This window comes from Streptomyces sp. Je 1-369, from assembly GCF_026810505.1.
Classification (GTDB): Bacteria; Actinomycetota; Actinomycetes; order Streptomycetales; family Streptomycetaceae; genus Streptomyces.
The window spans coordinates 1,306,652-1,322,692 of sequence record NZ_CP101750.1; the positions used below are offsets into that span (position 1 = coordinate 1,306,652).

General features: G+C 71.5%; 10 protein-coding genes. All 10 read right to left on the reverse strand.

The window, feature by feature from the left end:
• Nucleotides 1-3 precede the first annotated feature (3 nt).
• The 10 genes from NOO62_RS06025 to NOO62_RS06070 all read right to left on the reverse strand — a co-directional run bounded on the left by NOO62_RS06025 (nt 4) and on the right by NOO62_RS06070 (nt 15,955).
• On the reverse strand, nt 4-1,242 hold the full coding sequence (locus NOO62_RS06025) for an O-antigen ligase domain-containing protein (protein ID WP_268769870.1): 1,239 nt from the start codon (nt 1,240-1,242) through the stop codon (nt 4-6).
• A 1-nt stretch (nt 1,243) separates the two neighbouring features.
• A complete protein-coding gene (locus tag NOO62_RS06030) occupies nt 1,244-2,791 on the reverse strand; it encodes a right-handed parallel beta-helix repeat-containing protein (RefSeq protein ID WP_268769871.1) in 1,548 nt (515 codons plus the stop codon).
• 9 nt (nt 2,792-2,800) lie between these two features.
• Nucleotides 2,801-4,762: an alginate lyase family protein gene (locus NOO62_RS06035; RefSeq protein ID WP_268769872.1), complete on the reverse strand. Its 1,962-nt coding sequence runs from the start codon at nt 4,760-4,762 to the stop codon at nt 2,801-2,803.
• Nucleotides 4,759-6,951, reverse strand: a complete 2,193-nt coding sequence (locus NOO62_RS06040; protein ID WP_268769873.1) for a bi-domain-containing oxidoreductase — start codon at nt 6,949-6,951, stop codon at nt 4,759-4,761. The genes NOO62_RS06035 and NOO62_RS06040 overlap by 4 nt, the downstream gene beginning before the upstream one ends.
• Nucleotides 6,952-6,976: 25 nt before the next feature.
• The gene (asnB, locus tag NOO62_RS06045; protein WP_268769874.1) at nt 6,977-8,905 is read right to left on the reverse strand and encodes an asparagine synthase (glutamine-hydrolyzing); all 1,929 of its coding nucleotides are present in this window, start codon (nt 8,903-8,905) and stop codon (nt 6,977-6,979) included.
• Between the two features lie 3 nt (nt 8,906-8,908).
• Nucleotides 8,909-10,438, reverse strand: coding sequence for a Wzz/FepE/Etk N-terminal domain-containing protein (locus NOO62_RS06050; protein WP_268769875.1), 1,530 nt, complete (start codon nt 10,436-10,438; stop codon nt 8,909-8,911).
• The gene (locus tag NOO62_RS06055) at nt 10,435-11,835 is read right to left on the reverse strand and encodes a Wzz/FepE/Etk N-terminal domain-containing protein (protein WP_268769876.1); all 1,401 of its coding nucleotides are present in this window, start codon (nt 11,833-11,835) and stop codon (nt 10,435-10,437) included. Before NOO62_RS06055 ends, NOO62_RS06050 begins: the two co-directional genes overlap by 4 nt.
• On the reverse strand, nt 11,832-13,097 hold the full coding sequence (locus NOO62_RS06060) for a glycosyltransferase family 4 protein (RefSeq protein ID WP_268769877.1): 1,266 nt from the start codon (nt 13,095-13,097) through the stop codon (nt 11,832-11,834). Before NOO62_RS06060 ends, NOO62_RS06055 begins: the two co-directional genes overlap by 4 nt.
• Entirely contained in the window at nt 13,087-14,403 is a 1,317-nt protein-coding gene (locus tag NOO62_RS06065; protein ID WP_268769878.1) for a nucleotide sugar dehydrogenase, read from the reverse strand. Before NOO62_RS06065 ends, NOO62_RS06060 begins: the two co-directional genes overlap by 11 nt.
• A gap of 73 nt (nt 14,404-14,476) precedes the next feature.
• Nucleotides 14,477-15,955 (reverse strand): sugar transferase, encoded by a 1,479-nt coding sequence (locus NOO62_RS06070; RefSeq protein WP_268769879.1) that lies wholly within the window; start codon nt 15,953-15,955, stop codon nt 14,477-14,479.
• Between the last annotated feature and the right edge of the window lie 86 nt (nt 15,956-16,041).

Sequence of the window (16,041 nt, forward strand, 5' to 3'; positions counted from 1 at the left end):
AGGTCACCTCCGGGCCCATCGCGGGACGTGTCGGGTGGGGACTGCGGGCGTCGAGAGGGGCGGGGGCGGGGCGGGCGTCGCGAGGAGCGCGGCGGCCAGGGCCAGGTGGAGCAGGTAGGGCGAGGCGTCGCCGAGTCCGGCCTCGGTGTACGAGGAGATACCGACGTAGCTGATCAGGAAGATCGCGCAGGCCCTCGACAGGGACGGTGGCCGCAGCAGCGCGACGCCGCCGAGGACGACGAGCATCGACGCCACGATGCTGACGCCGGTCCACCCCTGTTCGTTGTAGACGGCCAGCCAGCTGTTGTCGATCGGCAGCCCGCCGAACGACTTGTCGCCGAGGCCCGTGCCGAACACCTTCTCGCCGGTCGTTCGGGGCGCGGAGAGGAGGGCGTCCCAGACCTTGGCGCGGCCGGTGAGGTTGGAGAGGCTCTCCTGGCTCTGGCCGCGCAGGAACCACGACTGGATCGCGGAGTAAAAGACCACCGCGCCGACCGTGACACACGCGACCGTCCAGGCGAAGAACCGGCGGGCGGCGGCGCTGGTCATGACGAGCGAGCAGATCGCCAGGGCCAGCCCGACGAGCATGCCGACGGTGGCCGTGCGGGTGTGGGTGAGGGCGAGCAGGACGAGCGAGGGCACGATGACGAACGCCGCGCTGCCCTTGGTGGTCCTGCGGCCGATGAGGAGCAGCACGGTGAGCCCGATGATCACCGCGGCGTACTGTCCGATCTGCGGCGGCGTGAGCGGCCACAGCGCACCGACGAGGCGTCCTCCGTAGTACTCGGGCATGGCCGTGCCGGGCGCGATGACGAGGCCGACGGCGACCGTGCAGAGCGCCACGAAGTACATCCGGATGTGGTGGCGTACGAACGTCAGGCTGCCGTCCCACCAGCGGGTGAGCAGCCACAGCGTGCCGACGAAGAGCGTGAGCCTGAAGCAGCGGAACAGCGCGCCGTACCCGACCTCCAGGTTCGCGCTGGAGAGCACGCTCGGGATGAGCAGCAGGGAGAGCAGGAGGAGGAAGGCGCTGGGCCGGATGCGGAGCCGGAGGTTGAGTACGAGGGCCAGCGCGAACGCGGTGACGAGCGCGCCCATGGTGGCCATCTGGATGAGGGAGCGGGGAATGGTGACGATGGTCTTCGCCCCCGCGGAGCCCAGCGTGTTGAGGCCGAGCAGCGCCCAGACGACGCCGACGGCCTTCGGTGTGCCGGCCGGGCGTGCCGCGGTGTCCGTGCTCATCTCAGCCACCGTCCTGTCGGACGAAGGTGCTGCCGGCGTCCTGGCGGGGCGGGGTGTCCTGCCACTGTCCCGAGTCGAGCTTGTGCGTCTGGTCGCCCGCGACGAAGTTCCAGGGTCCGCGGTAGTCGTTGTCGTGCCAGCGGTTGCGCTGCTTCTCGGTGATCGCCTCGGAGACCCGCTTGCCCTTGTACGGCGACCACTTGGGGTAGGTGCCGTAGTTGGAGATGATCGCCATGCGGCCGCAGTCGTCCCCGCACTCGACGACGGACGGGTCGAGGTTGAAGCGGTTGTCGTGGATGTCGACGCGCTGGGTCTTCCACCGGCAGTCGGCGTACAGCGGGGCCTTGGTGATGGCCGGTCGCTTGCAGGTGTCGGTGTCCTTCACCAGCAGCGTGCAGTAGCCGGTCGAGGTGTTGGCCGGGCTGTTGCAGAACCGGTCGGCGTTCTCCCAGAGGGTGATGCCGTTCCAGTTGTTCTCCAGCACGTTCCGATAGATCTCGATCTTGTCGGTGCGGGCGCGGACCCGGGGCTCGCCGCCGGACTCGGAGACGTAGATCGTCGCGTACGGGAAGTCGTCGCCGCGGTCGGCGTTCTTGCGGCCCTCGACCCAGTTGTTCTTGCGGAACGTGTTGTTGCGGATGACCGCGTTGTAGCTGGTCTCGTACATGAGGGCGGCGCCGTCGTTGGCTTCGAGGACGTTGCCCTCGATGCGGAAGTCGTTGTTGTTGTTGTCGGCCCACAGTCCGGCGCCGCGGTTGCCGTGGACCCAGTTGCCGCGGATGTCGGCGCCGTCGACGGCCCAGAACTTGATGCCGCCGGTGCAGCCGCAGCCCGGCCTGCGCCGTTCCCAGTTGCCGGTGTTGTTGCCGACGACCTCGTTGCCCTCGACCACCAGGTCCTTGATCGAGTCGCCGGTCTTGTACGCGTTCATTCCGTACTGCCCGTTGTCGCGCAGGCAGTTGTCGCGGACCTGTTGCCGGGCCCCGGCCATCAGCCCCGCGCCCTTGTTGTTCTGGATCTTGGCGTGCTCGATGACCCAGCCGTCGGCCATGTCGTGGTTGACCACGCCCTCGTTGTGCGGCGCGACGAAGCGCTCCACGGTGAGGTGGCTGATGGTGACGTCGTCGGCGGTGCCGCTGAACGCGTACTGGTTCTTCTCGCGGCCGTCGAGGACCGCGCCGGGCGCGCCGATGTAGCGGTTGCCCTTCTTGGTCATGATCTGCGCGTACCGGTCCGACTCGAGACGGTGCTTCCCCGGCTTGAGCCAGAACGTGGTCTTCGGAGGGTTGCTCCTGGTCTTCTCGGCCAGGTCGCCGACGACCTTGGGGTCGACCGTCACCGCGCCCGCCGGCGCCTTCCCGGGACCGGCGGCGGGCTTGGCGCACACCCGTGCCACGGATGCGGTCGGCGCCGCCGTCGGCTTCGACCGCGCGTCCGACGTGCCCGAGGTGCCCGGCTCGCTCGGTGAGCTGTCACAGCCGCTCACCGCCAGCAGGGCGAGTGCCAGCGGTGCCGCCGGCAGCGCCCAGTGCCGCCACTTGATCCCCACGCGTCCCCCCTAGCCCTGGAACCTGAGTACGGAGGTGAATCCCCGCACGCCGTCGGCGGATGCTCCGGTGCCGACGAGCGTGGTGGCGGGTTCCTTGCGCCCGAACCCGGCGGAGTACCAGCCGAGTGGGGGGTCGCTCTCGCCGTGATGCGCCCGCCAGTGCAGGTCGCCGGGCAGCTCCAGCACGGCGGAGCGGTCCTCGCCGTCGCGGACCCAGGTGAGCGCGGCCCGGTTTCCGTCGAGCTCCGCGGTGATCGCCGGTCCGAGGTGGAACGCCAGGCGCACGGTCCGGTGCGGACCGTGCACCTCGTCGGTTATCCGCACCTCCTGCTCACGCGCTGCCAGTTCGACTCGGCGGCGGTGCACGGCGGGCCGGTAGCCGTCGTGTTCGGCGCACCAGCGGGCCACGTTCCGGCCGGAGGTGTCGGCGACCAGGACGTGGGTGCGGGCGTGCTTGGTCCACAGGAACGGGCCGCCGGAGACGGACTGGTCGGCGTCGTCCAGTTGCAGGGTGTTGTGGCCGAGGGTGGAGCGGAAGTACTGCCGCCAGTGGGGCTGCCCGTGGTAGCAGTACGTGCCCGGGTCGGCGAGCACGTCGATCCCGTCGTGCCTGACCTCCACGGACAGCGCGTCGGCGTGGGCGTGCGCGGCGATGGAGAGGAAGCCGTGCGGGCCGCCGTCGCAGCGGCACCAGATCTTCTCCGGGCCGCGCAGGATGGTCATGCCCGCGTCGGCGAAGTGGGCGGGGCGGCTCGTCGGGCGGGTCACGCGCCGCGGGGTGTCGTTCTTTGCGTACGGGCGGATGAGCGCCGCGAGGAGCGGGGTGCGCACGTCGGACTCCGGCACCTCGGGCCACCAGTCGAGGCGGCCGAACACGGCGTCGCCGGTGGCGAGGAGCGAGGCCCAGCGGTCGGTGCCGGGGCCGTCCACGACGAGTCCGTGCCCGTCGTCCGCGTCACCCTGGCGGGGCGGCCGCAGCCGGTTGTCGACGACGGCTGCGAGCGCGTCGGTCATGCGCAGCAGCACGAGTCGTACGGTCGTGGGCACGGCGACACCGGCGGCGTCCGCCTCGGCCACCGCGGCCAGGCCGAGTTCCAGGACGAGTCCGTGGTACTCGCTCGCCAGCTCGCGGTTGAGGCCGGAGGGGAAGGTGTTGCCGCGCAGGTTCCGCTCCAGGGACCGCAGCGCGCCGTCGCGCCAGCGCGCCGAGGTGGGGAACCACGCGAACGCGCAGGACGCGGCGAGCTGTCCGGCGGCCTCGGCGACGACGTGGTTGTTCGCCGAGGAGCCGCGGCTGGGGAAGGCGGCGAGCCAGCGCTGGTGGTGCCAGATCTGGTTGACCGCGACCGGGTTGTTCTCGAACAGGTCGGCCGCGCCGTGCCAGTCGTCGAGCAGCCTGCGGACCCACACCCACGAAAGGAGCCGGATGCCCAGCTCGATGCCGCTGATCCAGTGCACCCCGCGCAACGGCGCGTTCGCCGCCCACCAGGACCGCAGGTGCTCGGCCACCCGCTCCGCGTACCGCTCGTCCCCGGTGACCGCGTAGGCCGCGGCGAGCACGGTGAGGTACTGGTGCCGGGACGGCTCCCAGATCTGCTTGATGTCGCCGACCGCGTCCTCGTCGCGGTACGGCACGTCGAAGGCGTAGCCCCACGGGGCGCGGCGCCCGGTCTTCGGGTCGTACCACCAGTCCGGGTCCACCAGGTCGTCGCGGACCACGCCGAAGAACTCGGCGTGCCCGGCCATCAGCCGGTCCGCCTCGGCGACGAGCCGCTCGGCGGCCTCCGGCGGCACGGCGCCGAGGGTCCCCGCGGGCAGTACCGCGGTGAACCGGGCGTCGGCGGGGCGCGGGCAGGCGGGCGGCGCGGACCGCCAGCGCCGCCTGCGCACGACGTCACCGGCCCGGCCGCCGACCTCCCGCGGCCCCATCCGGGAGAGCCGTCGCAGGTACCAGCCCGCGCTCATGCTCATTCGGCGCCCGCCAGCGTCACCGGCGCGCCACCGGCCAGGCCGGTCCGCACGGCGAGGGTGGCCGCGGTGGTGGCGGCCAGGGACGTCAGCGGCACCGGCATCGGGGCGCCGGTGCGCACGGCCCTGACGAACGCGGCCAGTTCGGCTTCCTGGCCCTTGTCCCTGGCCTTGGGCAGCCGGGAGCTGACCCACCGCTTGCTGCCGTACACGGAGGCGCGGACGAAGTCGTCGAGCCGCAGCGCCTTGCCGTCGGCGACCAGGTCCAGTGTCTCCTTGGGGAGGCTGGACGGTCCCGAGGTCACGTAGCTGATGGTGGCGGTGGACCCGTCGGGGTAGCGCAGGACGACCTGGAGGTCGTCGTTGCCGGGGGTGGCGAGCGCGTACACGGATGTCGGGTCGGCATCGAGCAGCCAGCTCACCGTGTCGATGAAGTGCCCGCCCTCACCGGCGAACCGGGTGCCCTCGCTGCCCTGCCGGAGGTACCAGCTGCCGTGCTGCAGCCGGCCCGCGTTGACCAGGTAGCGGACGTTGGCCGGTCCCGTCCGGGCGCCGAACCGCTTCTTGGCCTCGCGCAGCAGCGGGGAGAACCGGCGGTTGAAGCCCACCTGCAGCCGGTCGTTCCCGGACTCCTCCACCGCCTTGAGCACACTGGCGAGTTCGTCCTCGCCGAGGGCCAGGGGCTTCTCCACGAAGACCGCCTTGCCCGCGTGGAGTGCCTTCTTGGTCAGGTCGGCGTGGGAGCTGTGGCGGGTGACCACGAAGACCGCGTCGATCGACTTGTCGCCGAGCACGGCGTCGAGGTCGGTGGTCGCCTCGGTGAAGCCGAACTTCCGCTTGGCGTTGGCGGCGGAGAGCGCGGTCGTGGTGACCACGGTCGACAGCTCGACGCCGTCGCGCCCGGTCAGGTGGGGCAGCAGCATCGACGTCGCGTAGTTCCCGGCGCCGACGAACGCGAGGCGCACCGGCGACTTGATGGCGCGGGCCGGGGCCGACGTCCCGCCGCCGCTCAGCTTCACCGCGGGCACGGTCACCGCCGGAGCCGCCGTTTCGCCAGCCTCCGCCGTCTGCTCGGGGTAGCGGAACAGCACGGCGACGGCCTTGAGGTCGCCGTCCTTCAGGCTCTGGTACGTCTCCACGGCCTCGCCGAAGTCGGCGATGTGGGAGATGAGGGGCTCCACGTCGACGCTGCCGCGGGCGGCGAGGTCGAGGAAGCACGCCAGGTTGCGTCGCTCGGTCCAGCGGACGTAGCCGATCGGGTAGTCGCGGCCCTCCAGTTCGTACGACGGGTCGTAGCGCCCCGGTCCGTAGCTGCGGGAGAAGCGGACGTCGAGCTCTTTCTCGTAGTACGCGTTCCACGGGAGGTCCAGGCGGCACTTGCCGATGTCGACGACCCGCCCGCGGTCGCGGCACAGGTGGGCGGCGAGCTCGACGGGCTGGTTGCTGCCGCCGCCCGCGGCCAGATACACCTGGTCGACGCCGTGGCCGCCGGTGAGTTCGGCGACGGCGGCCTCCACGGCGGCGGACGCGGGGTCGCCGCAGGCCGCGGCGCCCAGGCTCTCGGCGAGCTCGCAGCGCGCGGGGTCGGGGTCGGCCCCGACGACGCGGACCCCGGAGGCGGTGAGGAGCTGCGCGACGAGCTGTCCGATCAGGCCGAGGCCGATGACCAGCGCCACCTCGCCGAGCTGCGGTGCGCCCTGGCGTACGCCCTGCATCGCGATCGAACCGACGGTGCCGAAGGCCGCGTGCCGGGGCGCGAGGCCGTCGGGGACCGGGGTGTAGAGGTTCTTGGGCACCCAGTTCACTTCGGCGTGCAGGGCGTGCTCGTTGCCCGCGCAGGCCACGAGGTCGCCGACGGCCACGTCGTCGATCCCGTCGCCGACCTGCTCGACCACGCCGCACAGCGAGTAGCCCAGCGGCGTGTAGGAGTCGAGCTTGCCCATCACCTTGCGGTAGGTGGCGGGCACGCCGTTGGTGGCGACGCTCTGCATGACCTTGGCCACCTGGTCGGGCCGGGAGCGGGCCTTGCCCACCATCGACATGCCGGCCTCGGACACCTTCATGAGCTCGGTTCCGGTGGAGATCAGCGAGTAGGCGCTGCGCACCAGGACACCGCCGGGCTTGCACCCCGGTGCCGGCACGTCGAGCAGCGCCAGTTCGCCGCTCTTGTAGTTCTGCACAACCTGTTTCACCCGAGCTCCTCTTGTTTTACGTGTTTCAGGCCGCCTGGCTCCGGCCGGAGCCGGAGACAGCGCCGCGGTACCAGTACTCGAGGGTCAGCACATGCCACAGATGCTTGGAGAAGTCCCGCTGCCCCGCGGCGTCCTCGGCGACCATGCGGGCCAGCGCGTCGCGGCGCAGGATCCCGGAGTTGACGAGCACGCCGTCGTTGACGACCTCGCGCACCAGCGGCGCCAGGTCCCGACTCATCCAGGCCCGCAGCGGCGCGCTGAACAGGCCCTTGGGCCGGTAGACGATCTCCTTGGGCAGGATGGAGGTGGCGGCCTCCTTGAGGACGGCCTTGCCCTGCCGTCCGACGATCTTGCGGTCGCCGGGCACGGTGAACGCCGCCCTGACCACGTCGACGTCCACGTACGGCACGCGCACCTCGGTCGACGCGGCCATGCTGGAGCGGTCCGTGTAGGCGAGGTTGAGGCCCGGCAGGAACATCCGGGTGTCGGTCAGGCACATGCGGTTGACGTGGTCGTCCAGGTCGTTGTCCTGGTAGACGTCCGCGTGCTCGGTCAGCACGTCGCCGACGGTCCCCGCCAGGTCCGGGTCGACGAGGGCGAGCAGTTCATCCTGGTCGTACATGGTGTAGCTGCGCCGGAACGCGGTCTCCTCCGGCAGGTCGGCGAAGGAGAGGAACCGCTTGGCGAAGCGCACCGAGCGGTAGCCCCGGCGGGCCGTGGCGACCGGCAGCCGGTCCACCACACCGGACACCCCGCGCCGCAGCGGCCGCGGGACGCGCTGGTAGCGCAGGGCCAGCAGGTTGGCCAGGTGCTTGCGGTACCCGGCGAACAGTTCGTCGGCGCCCATCCCGGAGAGCATCACCTTGACGCCGGCGTCCCGGGCCGCCGAGCAGATCAGGAAGGTGTTGATCGCGGCGGGGTCGCCGATCGGCTCGTCCAGGGAGTACGTCATCTGCGGGAGCAGGTCGAGGACGTTCGGGGCGATCTCGATCTCGTGCAGATCGACGCCGTACCGCTGGGCGACCTGCCGGGCGTAGCGCAGGTCGTCCGGCATCGCCTCGAACTTGGCGTCGGCGGCGCGGAATCCGATGGTGTAGGCGGAGATTCCGGGCTGGTGACGGGCCGCGAGCGCGGTCAGGAAGCTGGAGTCGAGGCCGCCGGAGAGGAAGGTCGCCACGGGCACGTCGGAGAGCAGGTGCCGGCGGGTCGACTCCTCGACGATGGCGGCCAGGTCGGGCCGCTCACCGCTGCGGGCCCGTTCCCGGCCCTCGGCGGCGACGTCCTTCAGGTTCCAGTATCTGCCGCGCTCCTCCCGGCCGTCGGGCCGGATCCGCAGCCAGCTCCCCGGCGGCAGCTTCTCCGCTTCGCGGAACGCGCACCGTGAGTCGGGCACCCAGTAGTAGAGGAGCGAGGCCACCAGGGCCGCGTGGTCGACCTCCAGTGATCCGCCGGTCACGGCGGCGAGCGCCTTGAGCTCGGAGGCGAACACCATGCCCCCGCCGCGCCGCAGCAGGAACAGCGGCTTGATGCCGAGCTGGTCGCGGGCGAGCACCAGTTCGCCGGTGCGCTCGTCGAAGACGGCGAACGCGAACATGCCGCGCAGCCGGGGCAGGCAGTCCGTGCCCCAGCGCCGCCAGGCCTCGAGGAGCACCTCCGTGTCGGAGGTGCCGCGGAAGCGCACCCCGGCGCCCGTGAGTTCGGCGCGGAGCTCGGGCGCGTTGTACAGCTCGCCGTTGTAGGTGAGGGAGAGGCCGTCCGAGACCATCGGCTGGGCGCCGGTCTCGGACAGGTCGATGATGGCCAGGCGGCGGTGCCCGAGGTGCACCTCGCCGTCACCGGCCGGGTGGCTGTACCTGCCCGACCCGTCGGGGCCGCGGTGGGCGAGGACGTCGGTGAGCCGGTCGGTCACCGCCTTGCCGTCGGGCCATCGGTACGTTCCTGCGATGCCACACATGTCTTACCTGGCCTCCTGGTCGCTGTACGGGACCCGTGCGGCCGGTACCGACGGCCTTTCGCTCCGCGGCTGCCCCGTCCCGTTCTGCCGGGGCGGCCGCTCATGAGGGCCTCGCAGCGCGGTGTGCAGTCCGTCCCACAGCGTGCCGTCGGTCCGGTCGCGCGGGTCGGGGTCGATCAGCACGACACCGACCACCGGGATGCGCTGGTCGGCGAGTTGTCGTGCCACGGTGTGCAGCCATGCGGTGCTGCCGTGTCCGGCCCGTACGACGAGCACGGTCCGGCTGCCCAGGTACTGGAGGTCGGTCCACGCCGTGCCGGGCGCGATGGAGCCGACGCCGATGCGGCGCGCCTGGTGCGACACGGTCGCGGCGCGCTCGCCGCCGACGACGGTCACGTCTCCGGGAACGCGGCGGCTGTCGGCGAGCTCCGAGCCGGGCAGGCCGTCGATGACGATGACGGGCCCTTCCGCCGCGAGGACCCCCGCGACGTCCAGGGCGATCGCGCTCGTGGTGCGCGCGCACCCCAGTTCCAGCAGGGACACCGGTTCTCTGGAGCCGCGCGCGGTGCGGGCCAGGGAAGCGGCGAGCCGTTCGCGTGCCACCCGGGTGCGCTTGAGCTGCCACCGCCCCGCCGGGCGGCGCGGAACGCGCGGCAGTTCCGCGATGACCGAGGCGCCCAGGTTCGCCGCCATCTCGCGGCGCAGCACGGGGCGGTCGGCCACCACCGAGGTGACGGCGGCCAGCGCGAGGCCCAGGACGAGTCCGAGGACGAGTCCGATCGCGGCCTTGGTGGCGGCCGACTTGGGCAGCGACTGCGGCACGGCGCGCGGAGCGTCCACGATCTGCGTACCGGCGATGATCTTGGGTGTGCCCATCTGCGCTTCTTCGGCGCGCTGGTCGTAGTCGGCGATGCGCGAGGTGAGTTCGGCCCGGCGGGAGAAGAGGGACTCGATGCTGGCCGAGTCCTGCGGGTCGGTCTCCGGCGACCTGTCACCGATCGACGCGTTGACCTCCTTGAGCTCGTCCCGCATCCGGTCGCGCTGGTCGCGCAGCGCCTTGGCCTCGGCCTTCGCCGCCGCCTGCATCCGCCGTACGTGGTCCGCGACGAACGCGTCCGCCAGGGCCTTGGCCCGGGCGACCGCGTCGGCGTCGCTCTTCGCCGTCACGTCGATCCGCAGGAGGTTGTTGGTCAGGCCGGTGCCCCGGTAGTCCTGGAGGAAGTCCTCGGGCTTCTCGGCGGACTTGAGGGCTGCCAGGGCCCTGCCCGCGATCCGGGTGGTCCCCAGGATCTCGACGTCGGTACGGATCAGCGTGCCGGTGTCGTTGGGCTGGTCCTCCTGGTGCACGACGAGGACCTTGGTCGCCGCGCTCGGCGGGGGCGGCATGAGGACGGCGAGGGCCGCGCCGATCAGCAGTCCGAGGAGCGCCAGCGAGCACCAGAGGCGGCGGCGCCTGCGCACCGACACCACCAGGGAGTGCAGGTCGAAGAGTGGAGTGGGCGCCGGGGCGTCCGCGCTCGGGTTCGTCGTCACGCCTGGCCTCCCGTCGCGTTGCCGCGGCCGGCGAGGGCCAGGGTGGCCTTCTCCGGGGGCTGGTCGGCCGGGCGGTCCTGGCGGGCACGGACCGCGCCCGCGACGACGACGCCGACGACCTGGTGCCTGCCGTCCGCGCACGCCTCGGCGATGCCGCCGAGCTCGGCGGCGGTCCAGTTGCCCGCGCTGAGCACGATCAGGGCGCCGGACTCGGCGCCGCTGTCGGGCACCACCGGCCTGACCACCGGGACCTCCACCACGCGCAGCACGGGGTATCCCCGGTTCGCGCCGGTCGCGGAGGGATCGCTCGCGGCCTCGGCGACGAGCTGCCCCGCGGCCCGGTGGGCGACCTCGTCGCCTTCGGGCACGACGACGAGCAGCCGCCGGGCGGCGGGAAGTGTGCTGCGGAGGCGGGCGCACACGCGCCGGTAGCGGATCCGCCGGCCCGCCTCGTCGGCGGACCGCTGCGGGGCCGGTGTGTCCCAGCGGGTGTCGAGGTCGAGGAACCGGCGGATCATGGCCCGTGGGCCGCCGCTGTCCGGCCGGTGCGCGCGCCCTTCGTCGGGTACGTCGACGGTGCCGAGCAACTCGGAGCGCAGCGCCGCGGCGATCTCGGATTCGGTGCGAAGCCTGCGGTTGGTGCGGGCGGCGGCGAGGTGGCCGATGACGGCGGACACCAGGAAGAGGAGCGCCCCGCCTGCCATGAGCTGGGTGCGCGTCGGCGGTGCCACGCCGGTCGGCCGGGGCGAGGATCCCATGACGACCATGCCGGCCTTGCTGGACACGGTCTCGGCCTGGTCCAGCTTCTTCATGGCCTCCTCCAGCGAGGCACGCAGCTTCTCCAGGGAGGTGCGGGCCTGTACGCCTTCCACGGTCTGTCCCGGGTCGGCCGCGTCGGCGAGTTCGCTGATGCGGCGGTTGGTCGCCTCCACCTTCTTGCGCAGGGCCTCGGGGCCCGTCTCCGCGCCGGTGTCGGTGTTGCCGCCCGTGAGCCGTGCGGAGAAGGTGACGAACTCCTGTGCCATGCGGTCGGAGAGCTGCTGTGCGCGCTCCGGGCTCTCTGCCGTACCCGAGATCTTGATGATGTTTCCGTTCGTGGCCTTGGCGCTCACCTTGCTCTTGAGCTCGGTGGCGCCGACGCCCTTCCACTGGAGCTCGGCGGCCGCGCGGTCGACCACCGATGAGCTGGTCGCGACCTGTGCCTGGGTGAGGAGTTCGCGCTCCTCCCACTGCCCCGGCAGGAGTACGGACGCCACTGCCGTGTACCGGGGCGGGAACAGCACCACGGAGGCGCCGTACCCGACGAGTGCGCCCACCAGGGTGAGGACCGCGAGGAGCCGCCACCGTCGGCGCAGGACCTGGCCGATCGTGGCCAGTCGTATCGTTTCGTCGCTCAACGGTGCCGCCTCCTCCCCTGGCGTCCCGGGGCGGCTCTCGGCGCCGCGGTGCGTCCGCGGCAGGCGGCTTCGTAGGCGGCGAGCAGCTCTTTCTGGGAGTTCTGCCAGGAGAGCCGGCCGGTGATCCGCTCCTGGCCGACGGCGCCCATGTGGGCGCGCTTCTCCGGGTCGTCGAGCAGCTGCGTGATGAGCTTCGCGAACTGCGCCTCGTCGTTGGCGGGCGCGTAGACGGCGGCGTCACCGGCGGAGACGCGGGCTTCGCGCAGGTCGAACGAGACGATCGGGCGGCCCATCGCCATGTACTCGAGGACCTTGTTCATGGTCGACACGTCGTTGAGCGGGTTGTGCGGGTCGGGCGAGAGGCAGACGTCCGCGGTGGACAGGTAGCGCACCAGGTCGGCGTCGGGTATTCGGCCGGTGAACTGCACCTGGTCGGAGAGCCCGAGCTGCTCGGACAGCTCCACCATCGCGTCGAAGGCGTCGCCGGAGCCGACGAACACCGCGTGCCAGTCGGTCCTGCCGAGCTCGTCGCGGAGCTTGGCGAGGGCCCGCAGGGCGTAGTCGACGCCGTCCTGCGGCCCCATGACGCCGAGGTAGCACAGCAGATGGGGTTTGCCGTTCTTCAACTCCGGCTCCGGCGGCACCGGTTGGAACCGGTCGACCTGGGGCGCACTGCGCACCACGAAGACGTCCTGCGGCCGCTTGCCGCCGCGGCTCACCGCGACGTCCCGGTAGCTCTCGTTGGTGGCGAGCACGATGTCGGCGGCCCGGTAGGTCATCCGTTCCAGCGCGCACACGCCCCGGTACAGGAGGTCCTCGCCGCGGTCGAACCGGGAGAGGTACAGCTCGGGCACCAGGTCGTGCTGGTCGAAGACGAACCGGGCGCCGCGCCGCGTCAGCCACTGGACCGGCAGGAACAGCAGGTCCGGCGGGTTGCAGGCGTGGACCACGTGGACCGGGCCGACCTTGCGGATCAGGCGTGCCGTGTGCCACAGCGCCGATCCGTACTCCCGCAGATAGCCCGCGGGACCTCCGGTGGCGGCGCGCAACGGGTAGCGGTGGATCCGCACCCCGTCGATCTCCACCTCCGCTTCCGTGTCCCGTTTGGTGCCTTGGGGACAGATGACGTGCACCGTCCATCCCGCGTCGCGGAGCGTCGTGCACTCCTGCCACACCCGCCGGTCGAACGGCACCGACAGGTTCTCCACCAGGATCAGCGCGCGCCGGCGGGGCCGGTCGTCACGTATTGCATTACCAAGCAAGGCCCACGTACCCAGGTTCGGTCCGGCGCGCGTCGGCGTCGGGAAGGTGGATGAGGTCGATGAGCACCGGTCCCTCGCCATGGGGCAGCGCCGAAAGCACGGCCGGGTCCTTGGTCCCGACCAGGCACACCTCGGCGTGCTCCAGTACGTCGTCGACGGAGTCGGCGAGCAGCTGCGCGAGGTGCGGCAACCGGGTCTCGATGTATTCGCGGTTGGCGCCGATCAGCCGCGAGAGGCTGACGTTGGCGTCGTGGATCCGCAGGTCGTACCCCTTGCCGAAGAGTCTCTCCGCCAGCTCGACGAGCGGGCTCTCGCGGAGGTCGTCGGTGCCGGGCTTGAAGGAGAGCCCGAACATTCCCACCCGGCGCTTGCCGGTGCGCTCGACCAGCTCGACCGCGCGCTGCAGGTGGTCGGCGTTGGAGGGCAGTACGTGGGACAGGATGGGCACCGAGACGTCGGCGCGCTGCGCGGCGTGGACCAGGCTGCGCAGGTCCTTGGGCAGGCAGGAGCCGCCGAAGGCGAATCCCGGCCGCAGGTAGGCGGGGCTGATGTTCAGTTTGCGGTCGGCCATGAACACGTCCATGACCTGGTGCGAGTCGACGCCGAGGGCCTGGCACACGGCGCCCAGTTCGTTGGCGAAGCCGATCTTGAGGCCGTGGAACGCGTTGTCCGCGTACTTGATCGCCTCGGCCGTCGGCACCGGCACCCGGAACACCTCGCCGGGCAGGCCCTCGTACAGCGCCGCCACCGCGTCGCCGCTCGCCGGGTCGAGCTCGCCGATGACGGTCTTGGGCGGGTCGAAGAAGTCCCGGACGCTCGTGCCCTCGCGCAGGAACTCCGGGTTGACCGCGACCCCGAAGTCCACTCCGGCCGTGCCGCCGATGTGCTTCTCCAGGATGGGCACGAGCAGGTTGAGGCAGGTGCCCGGGAGCATGGTGCTGCGGAAGACGACGGTGTGCCGTCCGCCCCGCTCGGCGACCGCGATGCCGATCTCCTCGGTGACGCGCTCCAAGTACGTGGTGCACAGGCTGCCGTTGGCCTCCGACGGCGTGCCCACACAGATCAGCGACACCTCGCTGTCCATGATCGCTTCGCGGACGTCGGCGGTGGCGCGTAACGCCCCGGTCCGTACGACCTCGGCGGTGAGCTCGCCGATCCGCTCCTCGACCACCGGGGCCTTGCCGTCGTTGACCAGGTCGACCTTCACCTGGTTCACGTCGACGCCGATGACCTCGTGCCCCTTGCCGGCCAGGCACGCGGCCGACACGCAGCCCACGTAGCCGAGCCCGAAAACGCTGACCTTCATGACTGGTTACTCCCCCCAGGCCGGCTGTCCCGGCCTGCTGTACGCGCCCTGTCCGGACGCCGGTCCCCGTGCATCAGTAGGCCCCCTGGCCGTGGATCACCGCGCGCAGCGTCTTCCACAAGATCACTGTGTCGAGGGCGAGCGACCAGTCCTCCACGTACCGCAGGTCGAGGCGGACCGCCTCCTCCCACGGCAGGTCGCTGCGCCCGCTGATCTGCCACAGACCGGTCAGGCCCGGCTTGACCAGCAGCCGCCGCCTGATGTCCGGGCCGTACGCGGCGGACTCCTCCGGCAGCGGTGGCCGCGGCCCGACGAGCGACATCGATCCGGTGAGTACGTTGAACAGCTGCGGGAGTTCGTCGATCGAGTACCGCCGCAGCACCGCCCCCACCCGGGTGACCCGCGGGTCCCTGCGGAGCTTGAAGAGCAGTCCCGCGCCTTCGTTGTGTTCGGCCAGCTGGGCGCGTGCCTTGTGCGCCCCGGTGACCATGGTGCGGAACTTGAAGATGGTGAACTCGCGGCCGTCCTTGCCGACTCTTCGCTGGCGGTAGAGCGCGGCGCCCCGGCTGTCCGCGAGGACGAGCATCGCGACGAGGGCCATCAGCGGCGCGAACAGGAGCAGCAGGACCGCCGCGCCAAGCCGGTCGACGATGCCTTTGACCACCCGGCGGCCCCCGGTGAAGGTCGGCATGCTCACCCGCAGGAGCGGGATGCCGAGCACCGCGTCGACGTGCAGCCGCGGTCCCGCCACCTCCATCAGGACGGGGGCCACGACCATTTCGGCGTCGCTGCCCTCCAGGTTCCAGGCCAGCCGTTGCAGCCGGTCCGGTGACCAGTGCGGGTCCGGGGTGACCGCGACGACCCGGTAGCCGTCGCGGCGGACGTGGTTCGCGACGTCCGCGAGCCCGCCGACGATCGGCACTCCGTCGAGATGGTCACCGTCGGGTCCGATGCCGTCCGCCGTGCACACCGCCTCCACGCGCCAGCCGAGGTGCGGGAGCTTGCGGGCCCGGGTGATCAGGTCGCGCACGGTGGCCGGGCTGCCGGCGGCGAGCACCGGCCGCAGGCACCGTCCGTCCTGCCGCCGCTTGTGCAGCCGCAGGCGCAGCAGATACCGCGCGGTCATGGTGACGAGCCCGATCGCGGGGATCGCCACGAAGATCCAGAGTTTGATGTTGCGTGACGTGAGAGCGATTCCGCCGAGCGCCAGGACGACTACCGCGGTGAAGAGTGAGCGTCCGAGGCGCCTGAATTCCTCGGCGCCCTGTCCCAGAACGGACGGAGCCCACGCACGGCTGACCGCCAATGCGCCCAGCACCAGGAGTTCGGTGCCGAATGCGAGAATGCCCCACTTTTCATGCCAGTTGGCTGCGTCCCGGGCCCCGAAGAAGATACCTATTCCAGCCACCACAAAGGCGGTGGCCAGGGTATCGCTGATGATCACGGTACGCCGGTACCGCTGCTCCCATTCCGTTGTGGGCTGGCTGATCGCCCCGTTCGTCAGACGCCCTCGCGCCGACGGAAACGGGCTGACTAATCCCCCCTGCCGCACAGAACCCCCCAGGTCCCCAGTGGTTCGACGTGTTCGCCCAGCACTGCCCCTCCCCCCCGGGAGACCCCCGCCTCCCGCACTGGTCC

What these genes read in the sequence shown, in the direction of transcription:
- NOO62_RS06065 (WP_268769878.1), bottom strand. Translation starts at nt 14,403, where the DNA reads ATGAAGGTCAGCGTTTTCGGGCTCGGCTACGTGGGCTGCGTGTCGGCC.
- NOO62_RS06025 (WP_268769870.1), bottom strand. Translation starts at nt 1,242, where the DNA reads ATGAGCACGGACACCGCGGCACGCCCGGCCGGCACACCGAAGGCCGTC.
- asnB (WP_268769874.1), bottom strand. Translation starts at nt 8,905, where the DNA reads ATGTGTGGCATCGCAGGAACGTACCGATGGCCCGACGGCAAGGCGGTG.
- NOO62_RS06035 (WP_268769872.1), bottom strand. Translation starts at nt 4,762, where the DNA reads ATGAGCATGAGCGCGGGCTGGTACCTGCGACGGCTCTCCCGGATGGGG.